General features: G+C 57.4%; 19 protein-coding genes and 1 tRNA gene. 9 read left to right on the top strand and 11 right to left on the bottom strand.

All coding sequences use genetic code 11. From position 1 onward, the window contains the following. Positions 1-4: 4 nt before the first annotated feature. Positions 5-1312, bottom strand: coding sequence for an FAD-dependent oxidoreductase (locus ACZ1GS_RS11195; protein WP_472695268.1), 1308 nt, complete (start codon positions 1310-1312; stop codon positions 5-7). Positions 1313-1523: 211 nt separating this feature from the next. On the opposite strand from ACZ1GS_RS11195, the gene ACZ1GS_RS11200 reads away from it, so the two are divergent. From ACZ1GS_RS11200 to ACZ1GS_RS11210, 3 genes are all read left to right on the top strand, one after another. After that, positions 1524-2291, top strand: coding sequence for a CsgG/HfaB family protein (locus tag ACZ1GS_RS11200; protein WP_472695269.1), 768 nt, complete (start codon positions 1524-1526; stop codon positions 2289-2291). A gap of 76 nt (positions 2292-2367) precedes the next feature. After that, on the top strand, positions 2368-3396 hold the full coding sequence (locus tag ACZ1GS_RS11205) for a beta-propeller fold lactonase family protein (protein ID WP_472695270.1): 1029 nt from the start codon (positions 2368-2370) through the stop codon (positions 3394-3396). Between the two features lie 57 nt (positions 3397-3453). Further along, on the top strand, positions 3454-5475 hold the full coding sequence (locus ACZ1GS_RS11210; RefSeq protein WP_472695271.1) for a GMC family oxidoreductase N-terminal domain-containing protein: 2022 nt from the start codon (positions 3454-3456) through the stop codon (positions 5473-5475). Between the two features lie 48 nt (positions 5476-5523). Here ACZ1GS_RS11210 and ACZ1GS_RS11215 read toward each other — a convergent pair whose 3' ends face one another. Continuing rightward, positions 5524-6276, bottom strand: a complete 753-nt coding sequence (locus tag ACZ1GS_RS11215; RefSeq protein WP_472695272.1) for a carbonic anhydrase — start codon at positions 6274-6276, stop codon at positions 5524-5526. 251 nt (positions 6277-6527) lie between these two features. Between ACZ1GS_RS11215 and prfB the strand changes: the two genes are divergently transcribed. Then, complete coding sequence (gene prfB / locus ACZ1GS_RS11220) at positions 6528-7655, top strand: peptide chain release factor 2 (RefSeq protein ID WP_472695273.1); 1128 nt, start codon at positions 6528-6530, stop codon at positions 7653-7655. 83 nt (positions 7656-7738) lie between these two features. Next, positions 7739-8518 carry a class I SAM-dependent methyltransferase gene (locus ACZ1GS_RS11225; RefSeq protein ID WP_472695274.1) on the top strand — a complete coding sequence of 260 codons (780 nt, stop codon included), beginning with the start codon at positions 7739-7741 and terminating at the stop codon, positions 8516-8518. A 40-nt stretch (positions 8519-8558) separates the two neighbouring features. On the opposite strand, the gene ACZ1GS_RS11230 is transcribed toward ACZ1GS_RS11225, so the two are convergent. The 7 genes from ACZ1GS_RS11230 to ACZ1GS_RS11260 form a co-directional block, all read right to left on the bottom strand. Further along, positions 8559-8765, bottom strand: coding sequence for a hypothetical protein (locus tag ACZ1GS_RS11230; protein WP_472695275.1), 207 nt, complete (start codon positions 8763-8765; stop codon positions 8559-8561). A gap of 152 nt (positions 8766-8917) precedes the next feature. Next, positions 8918-10723 carry a translation elongation factor 4 gene (lepA, locus tag ACZ1GS_RS11235; protein ID WP_472695276.1) on the bottom strand — a complete coding sequence of 602 codons (1806 nt, stop codon included), beginning with the start codon at positions 10721-10723 and terminating at the stop codon, positions 8918-8920. 125 nt (positions 10724-10848) lie between these two features. Next, complete coding sequence (locus ACZ1GS_RS11240) at positions 10849-11619, bottom strand: outer membrane protein (RefSeq protein WP_472695277.1); 771 nt, start codon at positions 11617-11619, stop codon at positions 10849-10851. 150 nt (positions 11620-11769) lie between these two features. Further along, positions 11770-12396, bottom strand: coding sequence for a GNAT family N-acetyltransferase (locus tag ACZ1GS_RS11245; RefSeq protein WP_472695278.1), 627 nt, complete (start codon positions 12394-12396; stop codon positions 11770-11772). A 30-nt stretch (positions 12397-12426) separates the two neighbouring features. After that, positions 12427-14961 carry a penicillin-binding protein 1A gene (locus ACZ1GS_RS11250; RefSeq protein WP_472695279.1) on the bottom strand — a complete coding sequence of 845 codons (2535 nt, stop codon included), beginning with the start codon at positions 14959-14961 and terminating at the stop codon, positions 12427-12429. A gap of 154 nt (positions 14962-15115) precedes the next feature. Further along, the gene (locus ACZ1GS_RS11255) at positions 15116-15838 is read right to left on the bottom strand and encodes an N-acetylmuramoyl-L-alanine amidase family protein (protein ID WP_472695280.1); all 723 of its coding nucleotides are present in this window, start codon (positions 15836-15838) and stop codon (positions 15116-15118) included. After that, positions 15790-16359, bottom strand: coding sequence for an AMIN domain-containing protein (locus ACZ1GS_RS11260; protein WP_472695281.1), 570 nt, complete (start codon positions 16357-16359; stop codon positions 15790-15792). The genes ACZ1GS_RS11255 and ACZ1GS_RS11260 overlap by 49 nt, the downstream gene beginning before the upstream one ends. Before the next feature lie 530 nt (positions 16360-16889). Here ACZ1GS_RS11260 and ACZ1GS_RS11265 point away from each other — a divergent pair. From ACZ1GS_RS11265 to ACZ1GS_RS11275, 3 genes are all read left to right on the top strand, one after another. Then, complete coding sequence (locus ACZ1GS_RS11265; protein ID WP_472695282.1) at positions 16890-19547, top strand: Rne/Rng family ribonuclease; 2658 nt, start codon at positions 16890-16892, stop codon at positions 19545-19547. A gap of 143 nt (positions 19548-19690) precedes the next feature. Further along, positions 19691-21094, top strand: coding sequence for a M48 family metalloprotease (locus ACZ1GS_RS11270; protein WP_472695283.1), 1404 nt, complete (start codon positions 19691-19693; stop codon positions 21092-21094). A 133-nt stretch (positions 21095-21227) separates the two neighbouring features. Further along, a complete protein-coding gene (locus ACZ1GS_RS11275; protein WP_472695284.1) occupies positions 21228-21986 on the top strand; it encodes a DsbA family protein in 759 nt (252 codons plus the stop codon). A gap of 53 nt (positions 21987-22039) precedes the next feature. On the opposite strand, the gene ACZ1GS_RS11280 is transcribed toward ACZ1GS_RS11275, so the two are convergent. Further along, a complete protein-coding gene (locus tag ACZ1GS_RS11280; protein WP_472695285.1) occupies positions 22040-22714 on the bottom strand; it encodes an RlmE family RNA methyltransferase in 675 nt (224 codons plus the stop codon). Beyond that, positions 22711-23820 (bottom strand): Ppx/GppA phosphatase family protein, encoded by a 1110-nt coding sequence (locus ACZ1GS_RS11285; RefSeq protein WP_472695286.1) that lies wholly within the window; start codon positions 23818-23820, stop codon positions 22711-22713. Before ACZ1GS_RS11285 ends, ACZ1GS_RS11280 begins: the two co-directional genes overlap by 4 nt. 182 nt (positions 23821-24002) lie before the next feature. On the opposite strand from ACZ1GS_RS11285, the gene ACZ1GS_RS11290 reads away from it, so the two are divergent. Then, positions 24003-24076, top strand: a tRNA-Gln gene (locus ACZ1GS_RS11290). The last annotated feature ends 548 nt before the right edge of the window (positions 24077-24624 follow it).

Consider the following 24624-nt stretch of genomic DNA (forward strand, 5'->3'; position numbering starts at 1 on the left):
GCGTTCAGCGCGTGCGGGCCGCGATCATATCCGCCACATCGGTAAATTTCTCGCGCGGCGCCCCTTCACGGGCATTGGCGATTTCCGCCTCTTCGATCTTTTTCCAGTCCCGGAACGTCACCGCATCCACACCCCGCCGTTCAAACAGTCGGTCGAGACCGCGGCGGCCTTCCTTGTTGTCCCCCGCCCCGATATCCTCGGCAACCGTGTCGATAATAGCAAAACCATCCGGCTTGTTGGTGCCAATCGTCCCACTGGGACCGCGGCGAGCCCAACCGACGCAATAGAGGCCCGGCAAGATTCGGCCATCGACATTCGCAAAACGGCCGCGGCCATGCTCATAGGGTACGCCTTCAATCGGCGGCGTGCGATAGCCGATACAGCTGATCACCAGAGAACAAGCGAGATCATAGCTCTCCCCGGTTCCGATGGACCGTAAGCTGTTGTCAAGTTGGGTCTTTTCAACCACAAGCTTTTCGACCTTGCCCTCACCTTCAATCGCCACCGGCATCGCAAAAAAGTCGAAATCAATCGTCACCGGCTTGGTGCGCAGCTCTCCGGCGCGGGCAAAAAACTGCCGCAAATGAGTCACCGATTTGCGCATCCCCGGTTCGAGCATCGCATCGGCGCCTTCATCAGGAAAATCGCGCATATCAACGCGCGGACCAGCGCGTTCGAGCTGCCCCAGTTCGCCCAGTTCTTTGGGTGTCATGGCTATTTGATGCGGGCCACGGCGGCCCAGCAAAGTAATCGTTTTGACGTTGCTTTGCTTGAGCTGGTCGAGCGCGTCGGCGACAATATCGCTTCCGACAAATTCTGCTTCGGTCTTGGCCAAAATGCGCGCAACATCCAGCGCTACATTGCCGTTGCCGATGATCGCAACGGATTCGCCGCTCAGATCCGGATCGAGATCGGCATAATCCGGATGGCCGTTATACCAGCCGACAAAGGCCGCGCTGCCGATGACACCGGGAAGTGCGTTGCCTTCAATTTCCAGCTTGCGATCATTGGGCGCACCCGTCGCCAGAATGACCGCATCATAGAGCGTCTGCAGTTCAGCCACGCTGACATCATCGCCAACACTGACATTGCCAATGAAATGAACCTGGTCACCCAGAGCAGTTTTCTCGTAGCGCCGGGACACCGCCTTGATCGACTGATGATCGGGCGCAACGCCGGTTCTGATCAGGCCGAATGGAACCGGCAGCCGGTCGATAATGTCGACGGTAACATCATCACCATATTTTTTCTGAGCGGCTTCGGCGGAATAATAGCCAGCAGGCCCCGACCCGATTATTGCAATATGCCGCATCGATTTTCCTCCCCAGACTCGCCGCGCCGTTCGTGAGATCGTCATGCTAGCGGCAATTTTGCAAAAGGAAAGAGCAACGCAACCATTGCCTTTCGCCAATAAATTAAAGTGTTAGCCAGAAAATGTCCAAATTATGCTATAGCTCACAACACAAACAAACTAAGCGTTCTAATAAGTTCTCAGCTTGAAATCACGAACCGGAGGGAATCCCATGTTGAAGAAATTTTTCGCCGTATTGGCTGTTTCGTCATTGGCACTATCGAGTGGCACGGCGCTGGCCGCTGGCAAATCAAAGGGTCAGAAGGCCCAGGACAGAGGCGTTGCCGAAATTCCGGTCTGCTACAAGAAGCTGGGGACGATTGCGATTGTCGAACCGGAACAACGCTGGTGGGTCAGCTACAAGCTCGGATCACCGGAAGCCTTGATCAAGACATTTGTTGCCCGCTCCGGCTGTTTCGGACTGGTTGATCGGGGCCGCGGTCTCGCGAGCCGTGCGGTCGAACGCGCACTGGCTGATTCCGGGGAATTGCAACGCGGGTCCAATATCGGCAAACGCCAGGTCAAAGCCGCTGACTATGTGATCGTTCCGGACATTATCTCGGCCAATAACCGGTCGGGCGGCGGCGGCGCGCTCGGCGGTATTGCGGGTGCGCTGGGTGGGCGGACCATTGGCGGTCTGTTCGGCGGGCTGCGCGTTAACAAGAAAGAAGCCAATGTCACCTTGTCGCTGGTCAACGTCCGGACCACGGAAATGGAACGCATTACCGAAGGCTATGCACGGAAATCGGACGTGAAGTTCGGCGGCGGCGGTGGCGGCTTTTTTGGCGGCGTTCTTGCTGGTGCAGCCGGTGGTGGTTACACCGACACACAGATTGGCCGGGTGATGGCCCTCGCCTATCTCGACGCCTATACCAAAATGGTGACACAGCTCGGCGGTCTTCCTGAAGACCCAAGCGCCGCCGCGCCCCAAGCCGAGTGACAAACGCACGCGAAATATTTTAGGAACATCCCCGGCTGATCGATAAGGTCCGTCGGGGATTTTTTTGGAAGGGACAATGATGAAACGATTCGCCTGGAGTCTGTTATTTGGATTGTCATTTGTGTCATGTTCGGTGGCAGCCGAGCAGCCGACCGAAATTGCCACCCAGACCGATGCCGTTCTGCTTGTCGGCAACAAAGGTGAAGACACGGTAAGCTTCATCAATCTGGCAACCGGACGGGAAATCGCCCGACGCAATACTGGCAAGAACCCGCATGAAGTGGCGATTTCCCCCGACCAGCGCCTGGCAGCCATAGTTTCCTATGGTGCTGAACATATCGATATTTTCGACATTGCGAGACACGAAAAAATCGAAACCATCGCGCTGACACCGGGCAAGAATCCACACGGCATTGTCTGGTTGAACGACGGTCGGATCGTCGCCACCACCGAAGGCAGCGACAGCATCACGGTGGTTTCACCGCCAACCGGTGAAACGCAAAGCCGCACGGTTGCCAATATCGCAACCGGTCAAAAAGGCAGCCATATGCTGGTGGTCAGCCCTGATACAACCCGCGCCTTCGTGACCAACATGCAGTCCGGAACGGTCAGTGTGATCGATCTCGAGAAGCAAACCAAATTGGCAGATCTAGCGGCCGGTACGGAACCGGAAGGCCTTGCCATTACACCGGATGGCAAGTCGCTATGGGTGGCCGATCGCAAAAGCGATGCGCTTTATGTTTTCGATACTGCCAGTTTCGAGCAACTGGCCATTCTCAAGACCGGCAAATTTCCGATCCGTGTTGCGATCAGCCCCGATGGCAAAACCGCCGTCACCTCCAATCTTGTCGACGGAGCCCTCAGCCTGTTTGACGTCGCATCGCGCGAGCCAAAGGGCGAAATCCAGGTCAGCGGTGTGCAACAGGCCGGGCAAGTGACGATATTATTTTCACCGGATGGCAGCCGGCTCTATGTCGCCGAAACCGGGTTAAACAGGATCGCCGAAATTGACATGGTTTCGGGCAAGCTGATCGGCCGGTTGGCCGGCGGCACCAATGGGGACGGTCTGGGTATTGCGAAATCGCATGGCATGAGCGGCGGCTGACCGCCTATACTGGGCATAGATACATGAGTTTCCCGGGTCGCACTGAGGAACATTGTGATGCAGAAACCATTTAATGCGCTGCAAGCGCGGATGTTGAAGGCCCTCACCCAGGCCCTGTTCCATGACACCCCCATGGCGATTTCGCCGGATCAGGTCGTGGAAAATCTGCAAGACCATTTTTCTCATATGGACGGCGATAAACCCAAAGAAATCGGCTTTGCGCTCTATGGGCTGTTCTTGATTCTCGGCGGTCCGTTTTTCTTCTTCGCTTCGCCAAAGCTGCGCCAAACCATGATCCGCCGGCGCCTACAAAACTCCCGCGTCGATCTGTTTCAGGATATTGCGCGAACCAAAGGCGTTATTCTGGCAGGCTATTATGGTCATTGGGAACCCGGCGACGAAGAAAGCAATTTTGCCAATCCGGTCTATCAGCGCTTGCGCTATCAGCTGCCCGGACAAAGAGACCGGTCAGCGCCCGGAGAGCTGCCGGTCAGTCGCCAGACCGATCGTGATCTCAAGTCGACAGTTTTTGTCGGACATGAAGCCATTCCGGAAGAAACCGACGTGATCGTGATTGGCTCCGGGGCTGGCGGCGCGGTTGCAGCGTCGGCTGTGGCTGATGAAGGGCATGAGGTTCTGATTGTCGAAGCCGGATCCAATTATCCGTCTTCCCAGATCACCCATCAGGAAGCGCGGATGACCGCCCGGCTGTTCAAGGATGGGGCCTTACAGTCCACCCGCGACCGGGATGTGATTATCTTTCAGGGCCGCGTTGTTGGTGGTTCGACCGTGATCAACAACGGGATCTGCCTGCGAATGAAACAGGCGGGTCTGGTCCATCCGCAAGCCGAGGATGTTTTCGAAACCTGGGCCAGTCTCGGCGCGCCGGTCACCGAAGCCGAACTGGCGGTGAGCTACACCGCGGTCGAAGCCAAGCTGGAAGTGTCGGAAATGTCGACCATCGCCGGCCGCAATAACGGTCCGCATCTGATTGATGGCTGGAACAAATATGCGGCCCAGTCGGGTGATCCGATGGATCAGCAGGCGATCACCGCATGGTTCACCAAAAATTATGGCCCCAAGACCCCGACGACGGAATGCGTCTATTGCGGTTATTGCAATACTGGCTGTCCCTATGGCCGCAAAAAAGCGATGCCCGAAAGCTTCCTGACCCATGCCACCAGCCCCGACCGGGACAAGCCCGCGCGGATCCTGGATAGCGCGGAAGTCACCAGGATTATTTGGGAAGACGAGGATGCCACGCCGCGCGTCGCAACCGCAATCGATATTCGCCTGAGAGATGGCCGCGAGCGCCGCATTTCCGCCCGCAAGGGCGTGGTGGTTGCGGCCGGCGCACTCGCTTCCAGCCGACTGCTGAAGAATAGCGGGATCGATAAATCCGGCGATGGCATCTCCCTGAACATCGCTTGTCCGGTTGTGGCGCTGATGCCCGAGGGACAGAACATGGATGTCTGGAACGAAGACCAGATGGCGACCTATGTCGATCGCGGCGATTATCTGATCGAAAGCCATTTCCAGCCACCAATGAGCATGGCAACTCTGGTACCCGGCTGGTTTGACGAGCATTTCCGCCGCATGCTGAATTATAACCGGCTGGTGTCAGCAGGTGTGCTGTTCCCGGCTGACCGGCTTGGCAAAATGAAAAATGGCAAGCTCAAGTTAAAGGTGGGCGAGCCTGAACTGGCGCTGCTCCGCCGCGCCCTTGCGACCATGACCAAGGTTCATTTTCTCAATGGCGCGGTGGAAGTCTATCCGGCCTTGCTGAAAGGGCAGACCCTGCGCCGCGGGATGACCGACGCAGAAATTGACGCCTTTTATCAGAGCGCGATCGTGGAACCGGACGATGTCGTGCTGTCGAGCTCTCACCCGCATGGTGGCAATGCGATTAATGTGGATCCGGACAAGGGCGTGGTTGATATGGACCAGCGGGTGCATGGCACCGGCAATGTCTATGTGGCCGATGCCAGCGTCATGCCGAGCTGTATCCGCGTCAATGCTCAGCTCACGACAATGGCCATGGCACATCGTGCCATGGCCGGTAAAAATCGATTTGGGTAAAAATGACGGCGCCGCAGCGAGATAGGATCGCCAGGGCGCCGACAGGTTTTAGTTTGGTGCGACAACCAGACGGTTGTTAAGGGCCCGCACCGGACGCGCGCTGTCGCCCATCAATTTTTCAAACGCTTCGATCTGCGCTTTGCTGGCTGTCACCGGTGTGTTCAGCACATGCCAGTTGACGCCTTCGCTGCAGGGCGGGGTCGTCAGAGAACCCATGTAGCGATATACGGATTTTTCCGCAGGCAGCATGGCATTCGGATCGATCATCGTCCCCGCAACCGTTTGTGGATCAGATTTGCCAGCCGGTGCTGCATCAAGAATTTTGGCCAGTTCGGAATTGGCCGCGCCTTCTTCAAACATCACGCCCAGAACACCCAGCTTGCCATCAGCGGTTGCGTGCACGAAATGGCCCGTCAGCGGATAGCGCTTACCGGACACAGCGTGCTCGGACGGGGTATGAAAATGGATCTGAATCAGGTTGAACGTCGTTCCACCGCTGGTCATGGTCGAACCCGATGCGAAATCGGCCTGGACCGTCAGGCCCTTGTTGGAAACCGTCAATGGGCCCGTTTTATAGTCAACCGAGAGGGCTACGTTGCCCATTGCGTTCGCACCAGCAAGATCGATCGGCGACTGCATGTTGCCACTTTCACAGATCGCATAGTCGCTGTGCAGCTGCCCCCATTTTTCAGGGCCTTTTTCAGCGCCATAGTCATAGGCCCCGTGGCCATCAGCGGCAGCAGCCGGAACCGCCATCAAGGCAGCAATAGCGATACAGGCGGAAGAATAACGTAGTTTCATCAGTAAACCCCTAAATAATCGTGGCAGCACAGAACCTGTGCCGGTTGTTGTGATGAGTGTCGTTTACCGACTTTGCACAGAAAGGAAATACTAAAGCAAATAGGTATTTCAATAGATATTATCTATCATGCTGGCGATTTGATCCGCTAATCTCGCAGGCTTCCCCGTCTTCCAGCCGTTCGCCGCCTCTGGGCTATTTACATCACCGCCACATCGTCTAATCCCAGCGCAAGACTAGTTGGAGACTGATAATGCGGGCGGAAGCTCAAACGCATGTCGACCGGATCAATGCGGCCATCGATTTGCTAAAAACATCGCTGAACTGGGATGTGGCTTTGCGGCGTCTCGACGAATTGAACGCGCGGGTTGAAGATCCGACCCTGTGGGACGATCAGGCCTCCGCGCAGGCGGTGATGACCGAACGGCGACGGCTGGACGAGTCGATCACGGCCGCGAATGAAATCCAGCAGGAAATGCAGGACGCGCTCGATTTTATCGAGATGGCGGACGAGGAAGGTGATGACGCCCTCGCCGAAGAAGGAGTAGCAACGCTGGAAAAACTGGCCGATCGCGCTGATCGCGACAAGGTGCAAGCGCTGCTGTCCGGTGAAGCGGACAATCTCGATGCCTATCTCGAAATTCATGCGGGCGCTGGTGGCACCGAAAGCCAGGACTGGGCGGAAATGCTGTTGCGCATGTACCAGCGCTGGGCGGAAGCGCGCGGCTATAAAGTTCAGATGGTCGACTATCAGGCCGGGGATCAGGCTGGCATCAAATCCGCCACGTTGGAAATCAAGGGCGAGAATGCCTATGGATTTGCCAAGACCGAAAGCGGTGTCCACCGGTTGGTCCGTATTTCCCCCTATGACAGCGCCGCGAAGCGCCACACGAGCTTTTCCAGCGTCTGGGTCTATCCGGTGATTGATGACAGTTTCGAGGTCGAGATCAACGAAGGGGATCTCAAGATCGATACCTATCGCGCCTCGGGTTCCGGCGGGCAGCATGTCAACACGACCGATAGCGCCGTGCGCATCACCCACCAGCCAACGGGCATTGTGGTGGCATCGCAAAATGATCGCAGCCAGCACAAGAACCGGGCAACAGCGATGGGCATGCTGAAGGCGCGCCTGTTCGAAGCCGAGCTGCAGCGCCGGGAAGCGGAGGCCAGCGGGGAATATCAGGCCAAGACCGAAATTGGCTGGGGCCACCAGATCCGATCCTATGTCTTGCAACCCTATCAGCAAGTCAAAGATCTCCGGACCGGGACCACCTCCACCGCTCCATCGGACGTTCTGGATGGCGCCATTGATCCGTTTATCGCCGCCGCTCTGGCCCAGCGGGTTACGGGCGAAACGGTCGAAGTTGACGACGTCGATTGATGGCGCCGGCACCGTGGTGAACCCGATAAAGCCCATTGCCCCTGCCGCCACGCTCGCCTAGTCTTGCCACTATGAGACTTCTGTTGCGCGCCCATCCTATTCCTTCCCTGAAGACAGCTATTCTGTTCCCCGCCCTGCTGGGCCTCACCCTGACACCGCTCACGGCCTGCAAGCGGGTGCCGGACGAAGATGCCGGGCGACCGGAAACCGCGCTGGCCTATCCGCCCGCGTCGCGGCCGGTATCGGATCTCGCGGGCAATCAGTGGTCGACCGAAACCGCCCGCGACAAGCGTGGTGAGGCGGAGGAAATCATGAAAGCGGCGGGCCTGGAGCCCGGCATGACAGTTGCGGATATCGGTGCAGGCGAAGGCTATTATACCGTCAGACTGGCGGATCGGGTCGGCGAAAACGGCCGCGTTCTTGCACAGGATATTGACGAGGACGTGATCAAGCGCCTGGCCGATCGTGTAGCGCGGGACGAGCTCGACAATGTCTCGATCAAACTTGGCGCGCCGGATGATCCGCGCATGCCGGAAGACAGCTTTGACCGGATTTTCCTGGTCCACATGTATCATGAAGTCCGCGAACCCTATGCTTTTCTGTCGCGTCTGCGGCCGTCCATCCGGGCGGATCGCGACGGCGGCAGCTATGATGGCGGAGAGGTCATTGTGGTGGATGTCGATCGTCCGTTCGCTCAGCACGGCATTCCTCCGAAACAGCTATTTTGCGAGTTTGAGGCAGTAGGCTATCAGCTGATCGGATTCATGGAGCGACCGGAACTGGGCGGCTATTTTGCACGGTTCCGCCCGGTTGGCAAAGCCCCCCTGCCCGGCAAGATCGAACCCTGCCCGATGGACGAGTAATTCCCAGCATTTGAAAGATACCGAGCCGGAATCGCGAGGATCACGACTGGGTTAGAGATTCATGCTTGCGATGCTTTGCCTTGCGCAGCAACCGCCGCCAATGACGGCGATCCCGGCGCGAAAGACTGGGATCCCTGATGCGCGCGTTCAAGACGCCAAGGGCCTTGTCGCCATATTGCCGAAACAACCGGCGCACTTCCATCGCGTCGCGTTCGCGGCGGGATCTGGACTCAAAAAATGACAGCATGGCTCGCTACCCACAACATCGTCCCTGAGAACCATATGGGTGATTTCTGCCAGAATGAGAATGGCATTGCGATGCGCAGACGGAATTTTGAGGCATTCCGCCAGCTTCAGCGTATCGGCGAGCCTTAGCGCCCGTTGAAAAAGCCGGATGCGCTAACTTTCGTCACCCATTTTCAGGGCGGCGATAAACGCTTCCTGGGGAATGCTGACATTGCCATATTCGCGCATCTTCGCCTTGCCCTTTTTCTGCTTGTCGAGCAGCTTTTTCTTGCGGCTGATATCACCGCCATAGCATTTGGCGGTCACATCCTTGCGCATCGCGGCAATGGTTTCACGAGCAATGACTTTGCCGCCAATCGCAGCCTGGACCGGAATTTTGAACAGGTGCCGCGGGATCAGGTCTTTGAGCCGTTCACACATATGGCGGCCGCGCACTTCGGCAGCGTCCCGGTGGACGATCATGCTCAGCGCATCGACCGGATCCCCGTTGACGAGGATGTTCATCTTGACGAGCTCACCGGTGCGCAACCCGATTTGATGATAGTCAAAACTCGCATAGCCGCGCGAAATGCTCTTCAGCCGATCATAAAAATCGAACACCACTTCGTTGAGCGGCAAGTCATAGACCACCTGCGCCCGATCCCCGACATAGGTCAGGTTCTTCTGAACCCCCCGTCGATCCTGACATAATTTCAGGATCCCGCCGAGATATTCGTCCGGGCAATAGATTGTCGCCTCGATCCAGGGCTCTTCGATATGGGCGATCTTGACGACATCCGGCATGTCCGCCGGGTTATGCAGAAACTGCTCGCTGCCATCATTCATGACCATCCGATAGACCACCGACGGCGCCGTGGTGATGAGATCGAGATCATATTCCCGGCTGAGCCGTTCCTGAATGATTTCAAGATGCAATAGCCCCAGAAAACCACAACGGAAACCCTGGCCCAGCGCAGCGCTGGTCTCCATTTCATAGGTAAAGCTCGCGTCATTGAGCCGCAATTTTCCAATGCTTTCCCGCAATTTTTCAAAATCGGCGGCATCGACCGGAAACAGGCCACAGAAGACGACCGATTGCACTTCCTTGAACCCGTCCAGCGGTTCCGCAGCGCCGCCCTTGACGGTGGTGATCGTGTCACCGACGGCGGTCTGTGAGACTTCCTTGATCTGCGCTGTAATGAATCCGATCTCGCCGGCGGCCAGTTCCGGCAATTGCTCGATCTTCGGACGCATGCACCCGACGCGGTCGACAAGATGTTCGGTCCCCTGCGCCATGAACTTGATCCGCTGGCCCTTGGTCAGCACGCCGTCAACGACCCGCACGAGGATCACCACGCCCAGATAGGGGTCATACCAGCTGTCGACCAGCATCGCCTTGAGCGGTGCGTCGCGGTCGCCGCCCGGTGGCGGGATTTTGGTGACAATCTGTTCGAGGATTTCTTCGATGCCAATCCCGGATTTTGCGGAAGCCAGAACTGCTTCGGATGCGTCGAGCCCGATAATTTCTTCAATCTCGTTGCGCACCCGCTCCGGTTCCGCTGCCGGAAGATCCACCTTGTTGAGGACCGGCACGATTTCGTGATCATGCTCGATCGACTGATAGACATTGGCCAGCGTCTGCGCTTCCACCCCTTGCGCCGCATCAACGACCAGCAACGCGCCTTCACAGGCGGCGAGACTGCGCGAAACTTCATAGGCAAAGTCAACATGACCCGGCGTGTCCATCAGGCTCAGCTCGTAGGTGTTTCCGTCCTTGGCGGGATAGTTGAGCCGGACGGTCTGGGCCTTGATCGTGATCCCGCGTTCGCGCTCAATATCCATATTGTCGAGCACCTGCTCGCTCATTTCGCGTTCGGTCAGCCCGCCGGTATATTGGATCAGGCGATCGGCCAGCGTCGATTTGCCGTGATCAATATGCGCAATGATGGAAAAATTTCGGATAAGGGAACGTTCAGTCATATGCGCGCCGATAGCAGGGGTTACCCTCGCTGTCAGCAGGGAAACACGCAAAAAAGCATGCCGCCTGTTCCCGGAGGACAAGCGGCATGCTCTTGTGAATTATGCGCTATGGCAAAACAGCCGCTCTAGCCGCCCAGCGGTATCCGGAATCCGACGTTGAACAGTGACTGTTCGCTCCTGATACCGAGATCGGCTGGCAACAGATTGACGTCATAGTCGCCGCGGTTGGCCCGACGATAGGTATATTGACCAAATATCTCGAAAGACGGACTGAGCTTATAGGTCGCCCCTGCCATCGCCTGGTAAGTGAACAGGGTCTTTTTGTCATCAACAACGTCCACGCCCGACGGCGCATATTCGACATCCTGACGGGTGAAGCCGACACCAGCGCCGACATAAGGCACAAAGGACTCACTGATCTGAAAATCATAATAGGCATTTGCCAGCGCCCCGAAATTCTTGATCTGACCGTCATCGGTGCTGAGCACGGTACCCACCAGCGGATTGGCCGGGTCGGCTGCGCCGCGGGTCAGAACAGCGGAATCCAGACCATCAATCACCGCGCCACCAACGGCGAGGTCGCGATGCAGGTCAACATTGGCCTTGTTATAAAAGCCCTGCAATTCCAGCCGAACGCCATTGTCGAAACGGTAACCGGCCAGCAGATTGAGGTCGAGGCCATTGTCCAGCTCGGTTGTCCAGTCCAGTGAGGTATCCACCGGGATGGCGGGGAAATCGGCCGTCGCGGCGACTTCTTCGGTAAATTCGCCGCGATTCTCGGAATCGCTGGGCAAGGCAATGCCTGCCGAGGCTCCGACATAGGGTTCACCGGCATGGGCTACAGAAGGCACTGCAGCGACCGCCGTGATGGCAAAAAATATGAGAGGTTTACGCATAGTCAACTCCAAACCCCTGTTTGGTGCTGCCCCGCCGAGCGAATTGATCACCCCTGCCCATTTTTCAATAGAAACAGAGCCGACCGGGGGGCTCTTTGCGATGGATTGCGGGAATTTCTGCCAGTTTACATATCTGTAAAGAGGCTGAAATCAGCGCGGTTCGCGGCGCATCGCCTCGAGCGGCGGACATCCCGGCACCGCATGAAACAGCGCGAGCCGCTCAAAACCGAGACTGGCGTAAAAGCGCTGATTGGCAGGATTGGAATTTTCCAGATAGGCCATTGTTCCCGTGCGGTCACAGGCTTCCAGAACCGGCGTCAGCAACCGCCGCCCGAGACCCCGCCCGCGCCCGGCACTACTGACGCCAACGGTGAACAGATACGCATGAGGTTCGGTCGGATGGTGGCGGGCCATGGCATCCTCCGCGGCTTTCCCGCGCTGCAACACGCCGGCGCCACCCGAGGCGAGCAATCCCCAATATATCGCCAGCATGCCTTTCAGCGAAGGCGCAGACTTGTCTCCCGGCATCAACCACATGGTCGCCGCCAGATCCTGCCCGTCTTCCTGCAGCAACTGACAAAAGCCCTGCGGCGCATAAACATGCCGTGCAAGATTGAAAAAGGTCCGGTGCAAGGCGGTTTGCCCGTCGAACAGCCAGGCGTTGAACGGATCCTCACGAAAGGCATCAGCGGTAATCGCCGCCAGCTGGTGGACAGAATCGAGACCGACCGTTCGAATGCCCTCTGCCGAGCCGATATCCGAGGCAGTTAGCGGCAAAATGCCGGCTCGGGCTGCGCCATCAGCACTTTAGTAAATGCCACCTTCATCCTGCAGGAAATCATTGTCATTGCGCGCCGGGCCGCTGTTGCGCTGACTGGCGCGTTCGGCCGCGGCATTGCGTGCGGCGATTTTTGCGGCCCTGATCTGGGCTTTTTTCGCTTCCAGACGAGCGAGTAATTCTTCCTTGCGAATGGAGCGTTTGGGCTCGGTTTCCGGCTTGAACACATCCCAGATCACCGATGCCTTGGGATCATCCGAAGGCCAGCCGCCGAACACCCGCTTGCCGCTCTTGCGATCCACCTTGACCATCCGGATACCGCGCGGAGCGACAAACGGCTTTTTGGGCATGCCGGCCATGGCTTCCTGGGCAAATTGCCGAAATATCGGCGCTGCTAATGTGCCGCCTTGCGCATAGCCGCCCATGTTCGAGGGCTGGTCAAAGCCCATGTAAACGCCCGCTACCAGGTCAGGCGAGCCCCCAACAAACCAGACATTGGTCGGTCCGCTGGCGGTCCCGGTTTTGCCAAACAGCGGCCGGTCTAGGCTTTTCAAATTCTGAGCCGTACCGCGGGTGATCACACCCTCAAGAATATTCACCATTTGATAGGCGGTCATCGGATCGAGCAGCTGCTTGCCGGCGGGACGCGGACGCGGCATCGGCTCGCCATTCCATTCGGCCTGATTGCAATTGTCACAATTGCGTTTGTCGGCGCGGAAAATCACTTTTCCCTTGCGATCCTGGACGAAATCAATGACCGTCGGCTCCAGTTCGCGGCCATGATTGACCAGCATTGAATAGGCATTGGTCAGCTTGGCTACGGTCGTATCCCCCGCGCCCAATGCGAAGGAAAGATAAGGCTTATAGTCACCAATCCCCATCCGCTTGATCGTTTCGACAACATTATCCATGCCAGCATCATTGGCCGCGCGCACCGTCATCAGGTTGCGCGATTGCTCCACACCCCAGCGCAAGGTTTGCGGTCCGGCACCGCGCGATCCGCCGAAGTTGCGGAAACATTTGCGCCCCAAAGCGGCCGACTGATACACACAAAACGGGCTGTCGACGATGATCGTCGCCGGGGTCATGCCCTGGTCCAGCGCGGTCGCATAAACAAAGGGTTTGATCGTTGATCCTGGCTGACGTTCAGCCTGGGTGGCACGGTTGAACGCGCTCATCCGGTCATCAAACCCGCCCTGCATCGCCCATATCCGGCCATTATGCGGATTTTGCACAACCATGCCGCCGGATACTTTCGGAACGTTGCGCAGCACATAACGGCTGCCTCCCGCAGGACTGACCGCGATAATATCGCCAGCCTTCAATTTGGATGGCGCACTGCCAAGACTGCCGGTGGTTCCATCCTTGAACCCGATTTCCGCGCCATTGCCACTGCGGCTCAGCGCCACTGCGATGCGCCAGTCGGCATGATCGGTGCTGATGAACGTGGATGCCAGCCGCTTCGACCATTGGTCATCAATTTCGATGGTGTTAATCGGTCCCGACCAGCCTTTGCCGCGACTATAGCGCAGCAGACCGGTCCGCAGCGCTTCCTTGGTCATCCGTTGCAGCTCGGGATTCAGCGACGTGCGCACCCACAATCCGCCGGAATAGACGCTATAAGGTCCGGCTTCTTCATTCTCGCCGAAACGCTCAATCAATTCGCGCCGGACTTCTTCGATAAAATAGCCGCCGACCCGTTCAAACCGGGCACCGGAAGACCGAATGGCTCCCAGGGGTTGCGCCACGGCCAGGTCGTGCTGCTCCTGCGTAATCCAGTCATTTTCCAGCATTTCACCCAAAGCCCAGTCCCGGCGATTAATCGCCCGCTGCTCGTTGGTTTCGGGCCGATAGTTGGACGGTCCCTTTGGCAGAATTGCGAGATAGGCCATCTGATGCAGAGCCAGCTCGTCGACATCCTTGCCAAAATAGGCTTGCGCGGCGGCCTGTACGCCATAGGCATTACGGCCGAGGAAAATCTGGTTGAGATAGAGTTCGAGAATTTCTTCCTTGGTCAGCACTTCCTCGATCCGGTAAGCCAGCAAGGCTTCCCGGACCTTGCGGCGATAGGACACTTCGTTGGTCAGCAGCAGGTTCTTGGCCACTTGCTGGGTAATCGTCGATGCCCCAACCGGGCGACCGCTGTTCGATATGTTGGTAACAATGGCCGTGGCAATGCCGGGATAGTCGAGTCCGCCATGTTCGAAAAAGGTGCGGTCTTCAGCCGCAAGATAGGCCCGCACCAGCAGCGGTGGCAATTCGGCAAATTCCAGCTGCACGCGCCGTTCTCTGGCATAGCTGTGCACCGGCTCGCCGTCATAGGCGCGCACCATCGTCGGCAAGGGCGGCTCATATTGCTGGAGCGTCTTGGCATCCGGAAGGTCGCGCGCGAAAATAACCCAGATCAGCAACCAGCCGATAAGCGCCAGTGCGATCAACGCCAGAAACAGCCGGAACCATTTCTTTTGCCACAGTTTCTCAACCCGGTCGAAAAATCCACCGGTGTTGCGCTCAAGCTTGTAGGCAAGGCTTTCTGCGGCTGTGTTGCCGTCACTGTCTGGCATGTTGTCACTCATAACTTCGGGTATCTAGCATTATCCCGCGGATATTCCAGACAATATCGACGAATTTTTTTATCCTACAGCCCGCAACCAAAGCGCCATCAATCTCGCGCCGAATATCGGCCTGCTCCCGCCGGGAAGCCACGCGCTGGCTAGCCTATCGCGCGGCGAGCTTGCGCGCAAAATGGGCTTCAACGGCATTGGATATTCCGATCGCCACCCTTGATTGGCCAGCGCGCGAGCTGAGCAGCGCAACATCTTCCTTGTTGGTGAGATAGCCGCTCTCGAACAGAACCGAAGGGGTATCCGGCGCCTTGAGCACGACCAGCGAGGCAAAGCGATGCGGATTGGCCCGGAACTTGATCGCCTGACTCCCCTCGCGGATCAACAGTTTCGCAAAATCAGCGGACACGTTCATCGTTTCTCGCTGCGTCAGGTCGATGAGGATTGAGGAAACCTCCTGATTGGCGCCACCAAGGTTGACGCCATTGATGATGTTCGACCGGTTCTCCCGGGCGGCCAACTTGGCCGCTTCGCGGTCGGACGCCACTTCGGAGAGCGTATAGACCGTTGCGCCGGATGCCGACTGATTGCCTGCCGCATCGGCATGGATCGAAATGAACAGATCTGCATCGAGCCGCCGGGCAATGCCATAGCGCTCTTCGAGAACCAGATATTTGTCTGTCTCCCGGGTCAGCGCAACCCGGACCCGCCCACTGGCCACGAGCTGGTCACGCACTTCCTTTGCGATCGCCAGAACCACGCTTTTCTCGTATTTGCCGCCGTGGGGAGATATCGAGCCGGGATCATGGCCGCCATGACCGGCATCGATCACGACCAGCGGCCGGCTCGGATCCTTGGGGCCATAGATTTTGGGCAAGGCAACTGAATCCTGCGGCTTGCCGAGCGGCACTTTGACGCTGTAGGATTTTTGGGCGGCTCGGCCCGAAACCGCGCTGGCGGCAAGAAGGATTTGCGGCTGGCCTTGATTCCCGGCTTTCCAACGGTTTGCAGGTTGAGCTGGAGGCTTCGGCCATCAGCAGAAAAACGGCCGCCTGTCACGATGGCGGGGCGGTCAAGGTCGAACACAATCCGCGCCGTGTTGGGATTGAACTGACCCTGGCGAACCGATTTTATCATGCCCGAAGCCCGGCCACCGCGCCCGGCTTTACCGCCCTTTATGTCGACTGCAATCCGGTCTGGACCAACCAGCGAAAAGGCCGAAGCGCCCTCGACCACATCGTCGAACGAGACGGTAATCTGGCGATCACCCGCGTCGATGCGACTGACCGACCCGGCAGAAACCGGATTCAACGCCAAAAGGGACGACGCCAAGAGGGATGCAAACGGCATGATCGCCTTATGCAACGCAGCTGCGCCATCGGTCCAGTCAAATTTCATCAGCGCATTACCCCCGGCAATTCGGTATCCTTCACGGTAAAAACGCTATTAAGGATAATTTCGTAAGCAGGCGTAAAACGACAGGGTTAATGGCATTTTTACCATGTTACAGGCAGAGCATGGGCCGCGGTGTCCCGCATTGCAGAAAGCACGATAGTTTGTGTTGCCGATCTGCCTTCGCGGTGCTAGCACCATCGCGTTACGGTTTGAATCGATACTCAAATCGGCACAAAAGATCCGGCATATTCCGGACTATACAGGTTGAAGCAGCATGAGACATGACATCTCCGGTTCAGAAACCGTTCCCCAGCATATTATCTGGCGGAACGATTATCTGAGCGGAAAGACCCAGGCTACCGGCCCGGGCCATGCATTTGCTGCAGACGCATTTTTTTCGAATAATTTGGAATTAAACCGGATGACGCCGCCCGCCCTTCGCGGGAAGAAGACGTCATCCCTTTCACATAGCACGTCCCCGCCAGATGCTCTCTCAGATAATCTGGTGATGCGACGTGCCAGGAGTATATTGAATGACAACGCGCATGTTAATCGACGCGCGCCACCAGGAAGAAACCCGAGTGGCGGTCGTAAAAGGGAACAAAATTGAGGAATTCGATTTTGAATCTTCGGAGCATAAACAGCTAAAAGGCAATATCTACCTTGCCAAAGTCACCCGCGTAGAACCCTCATTGCAAGCTGCCTTTGTCGACTATGGCGGCAACCGGCACGGCTTTTTGGCGTTCAGCGAAATTCACCCTGATTACTATCAGATCCCGAAAGAAGACCGCGAGCGGTTGCTGGCGGAAGAGGCCGAGCATGCCGCTGAAGAGGCGGAATTGCGCGAACGCGAAGAGGAAGAAGGCGACGGCCCGGCCGATGTCATCGCATCCGAGGCAACGGAAGAGCTCGACGATGTCGTCGAGGATGTCGAGAAAGACGACAGCGTAGACACGATCGACGTCACCGAAGGCGAAGTGCCGGCTGAAGAAGCCGACGACGACAGCGACGATGATGCGGACGACGACAATGACGAATCCGAAGCGGATGACGACGAGTCCAAAGCCTCTGACAAATCGGACAATAAAGGCCGCGGACGCCGCGGCAAAGGCCGCAATCGTGGTCGCAATGGCCGTGGCGGCAAAGGCAATGTAGCCAAAGCCAGCGACCAGGCCCGGCAAAAACGCATGGCCTTGCGCAAGCGCTACAAGATTCAGGACGTTATCCAGCGGCGGCAAGTCGTGCTGGTCCAGGTGGTCAAGGAAGAGCGCGGCAATAAAGGCGCTGCCCTCACCACCTATCTCAGCCTCGCCGGTCGCTATTGTGTCCTGATGCCAAACACCTCCCATGGCGGGGGTATCAGCCGCAAGATCAACAATGCCGGTGACCGCAAACGGTTGAAATCGATTATCGCCGATCTCAAGCTGCCCAACACCATGGGCTGTATCGTACGGACCGCCGGCCTGTCCCGCACCAAGCCTGAAATCAAGCGCGACTTCGATTATCTCGCACGATTGTGGGATGAAATTCGGGAGAACACTCTCGGCGCGGTTGCTCCGAGTCTGATCCACAGCGACAGCGATCTGGTCAAACGCGCCATTCGCGATATCTACAACCGCGAAATCGAAGAGGTGCTGGTCGAAGGCGCCGATGGCTATGCGGCGGCGAAGAACTTCATGAAGCTGCTTATGCCAAGCCACAGCCGGCGGGTCAAAAGCTATGCCGATCCGGTATCGCTATTCCAGCGCTATGGCGTCGAAGATCAGCTATCGGCCATGTATCAACCTGAAGTACAGCTGAAATCCGGCGGTTATCTGGTGATCAATCCGACCGAAGCGCTGGTTTCGATCGACATTAACTCCGGTCGCTCGACACGCGAACATGGCATCGAAGCGACTGCGGTAAAAACCAATCTTGAAGCCGCGGCGGAAATCGCTCGGCAGTTGCGCTTGCGCGACATGGCGGGGCTCGTGGTGATCGACTTTATCGACATGGATCGCCACAGCAATATTCGCAAAGTCGAACGGGCGATGCGCGATGCGTTGAAAAATGACCGTGCCCGCATTCAGGTTGGTCGGATCTCCAGCTTTGGGCTGCTCGAGATGAGCCGCCAGCGGCTGCGCACCGGTGTTCTCGAGGCCTCGACCCGGGTTTGTCCGCATTGCGAAGGCACCGGCCTGGTGCGGACGGCTTCGTCCTCTGCGCTTTCCGCGCTCCGTCTGATCGAGGAAGAAGCCGCCAAGGGCAAAGCCAGCAAGATCACATTGACGGCCAGCCAGGAAGCAACCATCTACGTGCTGAACAGCAAACGGCATGAGATTGACGATATCGAAAAGCGCTATGCCGTTTCGGTTGAAATCACTCCTGATGGCCAGGATGAAGGCGCCCGCATGGAAGTCAAAGGCTCCGGCGGTCCTCCCAAAAATGCACCCAAATTCGAGCCGATTGTCGATGAAGATGACGATGATGATATCATCGACACTGCGCAGGAAGACGATGGCGAAGAGCGTCCCCGCAAACGCCGGCGGCGGCGTGGTCGCCGGGGTCGCGGCAGCGATCGTTCCGAAAATACGGAGCGCGGCAATGCAAAAGCTGCGGACGAATCCGACCAAGCGGACTCCGGCAAAGCGGCCAGCAATGCCGCTCCGGATGACAATAGCGACGCGGAAAAGACCGACGAAGACAAACCGAAGCGTCGGTCTCGCGGCGGCAGCAATCGCAAGCCGAAGGCCGCTGATGACGGCGAAGCAAGCCCTGACGGCGAAGCAAAGGCCGACGAACCGGCGGAAAAACCCAAACGGGCCAGCCGGTCGCGCAAGAAGGTGGAACCGGAAGCAGAAGCGGACGCGGAACAACCAGCAGCCGATGCGGAAGAAAAACCCAAACGGCGCCGCGCCCCGCGCAAGGCGAAAGCCGAGACTGCAGCTTCAGGCGATGCTGAAACCGCGGAAAAGACCGTAGCCAAAAAGGCACCGCGAACCCGCACCAAGAAGGTTGATGCCGACGCCGAGACCAGCGACGACAAACCCAAAAAAGCGGCCAAGCCGGCAGCCCGCAAGACCGCAGCCAAAAAGCCTGCGGCCAAGGCCAAGGCTGACAAAGCCGAAAAAGCGGATGGCGCTGCCGAAGGTGCCGAGACCACCGCTGACGGCAAGCCGCGGCAGGGCTGGTGGCAACGCACATTTGGATGATGACGAGACGGGCGAGTTTGGCGCAAAGCAAAACCCGCCCTCGTCGCACAGGCCAGAAGCCTTCCGAAGGGGGATTTTCATCACAGGTTCAGCCTTAATCTGACACTGTCTCGATTATACAGAGCCACATTTAAAGGACCTTCATGTCGCCTGCCCTTGATCTGCCATTTGCTCTCCTGAACCGGCTCAATCCAGCGGTTCTGATCCGGTCATTCGCGACATTGCTCGCGATGTTTGCGATCGCCGTTCAACCGGTTGCTGCGCAATCCATCTTGCGCGATGCTGAAACCGAAGCCCTGTTCAGCGACATGGTCGCCCCGCTGGTGGCGGTTTCCGAGCTCGATGCCGATGATGTTGAAGTCATCCTGATCAACGACAAGCAAATCAACGCCTTTGTCGCTGGCGGGCAACGGATGTTTTTCTATTCCGGTACCATCGCCGCGGCGGACAGTGCGATCGAGATACAGGGCATTATGGCCCATGAGCTCGGTCATATTACCGGCGGCCATATCATTCGTTTCAACGAGGGTCTCGAAACCGCGACCGGCGTCACTATTTTAAGCCTGATCCTTGGCGCGGCGGCGATTGCCGCTGGTGCCGGAGAAGCCGGCGCAGGCATATTGGCGGCAGGGCAACAGGCCGCAACCGGCAAGTTCCTCGCTTTCAGCCGAGTCCAGGAACGCAGCGCGGACTCTGCCGGCGCGCGCTATTTGTCGGCCGCCGGAATCTCCGGAAAAGGCTCCATCGATTTTTTCAAGAAGCTGCAAAATTACGAATTCCGTCTCGGCATTCCGCAGGAAGACAGCTATGGTCGAACCCACCCCCTGTCGGGCGAACGGGTTACCTTGCTGCGCGACGTTTATCAGGCTGATCCGGCGTGGGACAATCCCCCGGATCCTGAAATCGAGCGACGCTTTCAAAGGGTCAAGGCAAAGCTGCTCGGCTTTACCAGCGAACCGGCGACGACATTGCGGGAATTTCCGGAGCGTGATCAAACCGTTCCGGCGCGCTATGCCCGCGCTTATGCATGGCACAAGAGCGCCTATCCCGACCGGGCGCTGATGGAAGTGAACAACCTGCTCAAGGACGATCCCAACGACCCCTATTTCCTGGAGCTTCATGGCCAGATCCTGCTCGAATCCGGTCAACCGCGTAAGGCGCTGGACTCGCTGCGCAAGGCGGTTCGCCTGACCAACAATCAACCGCTTATCGCCAGTCTCTTCGGCCACGCGCTGATTGCAACGGAAGACGAAACCCATTTCGAGGAAGCCGAACGGGTGCTCAAATCGGCGGTCATCAAGGATAACCGCAATCCCTTCGCCTGGTATCAACTGGGACTCGTCTATTCACAACGCGGCGACACCGCCCGCGCGCAGCTCGCCACGGCGGAAAGCGCGCTTTTGCAGCGCAATTATGGCGGAGCCATCCGCAGCTCGCAAGTCGCGATGGCCGGGATCAAGGAAAACACGCCCGACTGGATTCGGGCACAGGATATCTCGTTGATCGCGAAAAGCGAATTTGAGCGCAACAAAGGCCGGCGTCGGTAATCTGGCCGCGGTCGCGATATCCGTTTTTCCAATAGCAATCCGTAACAATTCTGGACAACCAGGCGAAGCTCCGACAAGGAAGCGGTAGAAAATAGATTGGGTCCCAGTGGAAAACAGCACAAACAGAAAGTGGATGATTATGGCAGGTGGCGGATTGGCCATAGCGGCAGCAGCAACCGTGTGGTTCATGCAAAGCGGAAGCTCAAGCGCAGCTGATACGGCCGCCGAGGCCGCGCGCGACGCCGGCATTGATGCCAAGGAGCAAGCCGCAATTCAGGCGATCGTGCGAAACTATATTCTCGAAAATCCCGAGATTATCCCGGAAGCTGTTGAAATTTTGCAAAATCGCCAGAAAGCCCAGGCAATTAATGAAATTCGCTCCGGAATCGAGGCGCCGTTCAATGGAACCGCTTTTGCCGGCAATCCCAATGGCGATGTCGTGATCGTCGAATATTCCGATTTCGCCTGCCCCTATTGCAAGCAGACCAGCGCGGATATTGATCGTCTGCTCAAGGAAGACAAGAATATCAAGGTAGTATTCCGGGAACTGCCGATACTGAGTGAAGCCAGCAACGACGCTGCGCTGATGGCATTGGCTGCTGCCAAACAGAATAAATATTATGCATTCCACAAAACAATGTTCGCCACCGGGCGCCCTTCTCCCTCGACTATTGAAAATGCCGCGAAAGAAGTTGGTCTGGATATGGCGGCTGCGCGCGCTTTTATTGCGACCGCCGAGGCACAGAAGGAATTGCAGAATAATATCGCAATGGCCCGCCAGTTGCAGTTTACCGGCACGCCGGCTTTCGTGATCGGCAATCAGTCCGAAGTCGGCGCCGTTGGCTATGACGGGCTCAAGGACATGATCGCCAAGGCGCGCGGATCGAAGTAGCTGCGCGCTTTCAGGCACCAGACTGGGTGTGAATTGTGTGAACTTTGGCGAGGCTAGGAGTCGTCCGACCGCCCCTTGAAGCCCTGGGCCACTACATACCATTCCGATGAGCCTTTGCGGCTGGCAGGCGGTTTGGCGTGCTTGACGGTCTTGAAATGCTTCTTGAGCAAGGTCAGCAACTCATTGTCGGTGCCGCCGGCCAGAACTTTGGCGACAAAATTTCCACCGGTCTGCAGGTTTTCGACCGCAAAATAGGCACCGGCCTCGACCAGACCCATGGTCCGCAAATGATCGGTCTGTTGATGGCCGACGGTATTCGCCGCCATGTCCGACAAGACCAGATCCGGCGCGCCGCCCAAAGCGGTGATCAGCTTGTCGGGCGCGCTGTCGTCCATGAAGTCCATTTCGAACAGGGTCACGCCTTCAATCGCGTCGACCGGTAACAGGTCAATGCCGACAATCGCAGCCTGCGGGGCAAATTTCCGCACGACTTGCGCCCAACCGCCAGGCGCGATCCCGAGATCGACCACCGCTTTGGCATGGCGCACAAATTTGAACCGTTCGTCCAGTTCGAGCAATTTATAAGCGGCGCGGGAGCGATAGCCATCGGCCTTGGCCTGTTTGACATAGGGGTCGTTCAATTGCCGCTCGAGCCAGCGGGTTGAACCGATTTTGCGCCCTTTCGCGGTTTTCACGCGCTGCTTGTGGCCGGAGCGTCCGCGGCTCATGCCCGTTTCTGCTCATGCGAGGACATCAGCGACCGCAAAATGCCTTCGCGGATACCACGATCGGCGACGCCGACGCGGCTTGCGGGCCAGATATCGAGAATGGAATCGAGAATGGCACAGCCGCCAACGACAAGATCGGCGCGCTCCTTGCCAATACACGGGATCTCCGCCCGTTCGGCTGGCGAACAGGCGGCCAGCATGGCGCTGATTTCCCGCATGGAATCGCTCGGTACGATCAGCCCATCGATGACCTTCCGGTCATAATGCGGCAGTTTGAGATGCAGGCTCGCCAGGGTGGTCACCGTTCCGCTGGTCCCCAGAAGCCGATAATCGGATTGATCGGATCGCGGCAAACGGGCGGCAAATTCGGCAAAGCTCTGCTTGACCCGCTCCCGCATGTTGCAAAAAGCCTGCTGCCGCGCCTGGGGACATTCGCCATCAAATTTCTCGCTTTCGGTCAGCGAAACGACGCCCCACGGCGCACTCAGCCAGTCGATAATCTTGGGTGCGCTGCCCGCCGTATCGACTAGCACCAGCTCGGTCGAGCCGCCGCCAATATCGAAAATCAAGGCCGGGCCATCTCCCGGCTCGAGCAAGATCTGACAGCCGAGGACCGCCAGACGCGCTTCTTCTTCGGCGGTGATGACGTCGAGCACGATACCAGTCTCGTCGCGCACCCGGTCGATAAATTTATCACCATTGCTGGCCCGCCGGCACGCTTCGGTCGCAACCGATCGCGCCAGCGTGACATTGCGCCGCTTGAGCTTGTCTGCGCAGATTGACAGCGCAGCGACCGCGCGATCCATCGCCCGATTGCTGATCCGTCCGGTTTCGCCCAACCCTTCGCCAAGCCGGACAACCCGGGAGAAGGCATCGGTCACGATAAACCCGTCGGCTGACGGCTTAGCCACCAGCAGGCGGCAGTTATTGGTGCCGAGATCAATGGCGGCATAGGACCGGAGTTTAGGCCACCGGGAGCCATTATGAGGGGTTGAGGACGCATTTCGCCCTCTGTTTTTATGTGTCGCCGCAGCTTTCGGGCGGGCCATCCTTGCGGATTTTCCGCCGTCTTGTCTTTGCGGCGATGGGGATGCTTCATCCGCCATGACCGTTACTCTTATGTTCTCCGAAGCGGATAATACCGCCGGTACTTGCCGACAGAGATAACCATCCGCCCGCAAATGTGCAAGAGTTTAGCATTGCTGGCCCCGATCGCCCGAGGCCGCAAGCAGACCAATCAAAAAGCCTTGACCCCACCGACGACCCAGCCTATTGCGCGCCCCGGTATTCCCCTGTCGTCTAATGGTAAGACTACGGACTCTGACTCCGTCAATTGAGGTTCGAATCCTCACGGGGGATCCAGTATTTTCTTTCTAATACAACAGCTTAAAGAAAAGCTATGTTTTGGGCCTTGTTGCAATTTATTGCAGTGTAATTCCTTGGAATTCCAGTCAATTCCAACAAGTGACGGCTAGTCCATGCAACATAGATGCAACATGAGGATCACATTTCACCAGTTAAGAAAAATGCAATGAATTAGCTTCGCACAACAAGCACTTTGAGATGTCGCGGTGCAGTGCCGGTACCGTCTCCTCTGGTCCCGACCAATTTTGCAAGTCATTGTAGCGCCCAACTCGTGACATCCATCGGTTCGAACTTCTGGATGCGCGATGGAGGAGTGATAGCTACATTGGTGGCACAACCAGCCGACATGGTCTTCGTTTGTCAATCTCGTTGATAGTATCAATTTGAGAAGAAAGTTATTAGGCTAGTGTCCGCTATGGGCGCAAAAGCCGACGTTAGGAAAACAGAAGCTGTCAGTCGGCTAACGACCCGAAAGCGGGCATTAGAACACTCCGACAAATATAATCACCAAATCAAGAATCTTATAGTGGCTATCAAAGCCGTCA

It is taken from the genome of Parasphingorhabdus sp. W113 (assembly GCF_055693205.1).

Coding starts and splice junctions, on each gene's coding strand:
- ACZ1GS_RS11205 (WP_472695270.1), top strand. CDS start 2,368: ATGATGAAACGATTCGCCTGGAGTCTGTTATTTGGATTGTCATTTGTG.
- ACZ1GS_RS11210 (WP_472695271.1), top strand. CDS start 3,454: ATGCAGAAACCATTTAATGCGCTGCAAGCGCGGATGTTGAAGGCCCTC.
- ACZ1GS_RS11240 (WP_472695277.1), bottom strand. CDS start 11,619: ATGCGTAAACCTCTCATATTTTTTGCCATCACGGCGGTCGCTGCAGTG.
- ACZ1GS_RS11195 (WP_472695268.1), bottom strand. CDS start 1,312: ATGCGGCATATTGCAATAATCGGGTCGGGGCCTGCTGGCTATTATTCC.
- prfB (WP_472695273.1), top strand. CDS start 6,528: ATGCGGGCGGAAGCTCAAACGCATGTCGACCGGATCAATGCGGCCATC.
- ACZ1GS_RS11215 (WP_472695272.1), bottom strand. CDS start 6,276: ATGAAACTACGTTATTCTTCCGCCTGTATCGCTATTGCTGCCTTGATG.
- ACZ1GS_RS11250 (WP_472695279.1), bottom strand. CDS start 14,961: ATGCCAGACAGTGACGGCAACACAGCCGCAGAAAGCCTTGCCTACAAG.
- ACZ1GS_RS11285 (WP_472695286.1), bottom strand. CDS start 23,820: ATGGCGGATGAAGCATCCCCATCGCCGCAAAGACAAGACGGCGGAAAA.
- ACZ1GS_RS11200 (WP_472695269.1), top strand. CDS start 1,524: ATGTTGAAGAAATTTTTCGCCGTATTGGCTGTTTCGTCATTGGCACTA.
- ACZ1GS_RS11230 (WP_472695275.1), bottom strand. CDS start 8,765: ATGCTGTCATTTTTTGAGTCCAGATCCCGCCGCGAACGCGACGCGATG.
- ACZ1GS_RS11275 (WP_472695284.1), top strand. CDS start 21,228: ATGATTATGGCAGGTGGCGGATTGGCCATAGCGGCAGCAGCAACCGTG.
- lepA (WP_472695276.1), bottom strand. CDS start 10,723: ATGACTGAACGTTCCCTTATCCGAAATTTTTCCATCATTGCGCATATT.
- ACZ1GS_RS11260 (WP_472695281.1), bottom strand. CDS start 16,359: ATGAAATTTGACTGGACCGATGGCGCAGCTGCGTTGCATAAGGCGATC.
- ACZ1GS_RS11270 (WP_472695283.1), top strand. CDS start 19,691: ATGTCGCCTGCCCTTGATCTGCCATTTGCTCTCCTGAACCGGCTCAAT.
- ACZ1GS_RS11280 (WP_472695285.1), bottom strand. CDS start 22,714: ATGAGCCGCGGACGCTCCGGCCACAAGCAGCGCGTGAAAACCGCGAAA.
- ACZ1GS_RS11265 (WP_472695282.1), top strand. CDS start 16,890: ATGACAACGCGCATGTTAATCGACGCGCGCCACCAGGAAGAAACCCGA.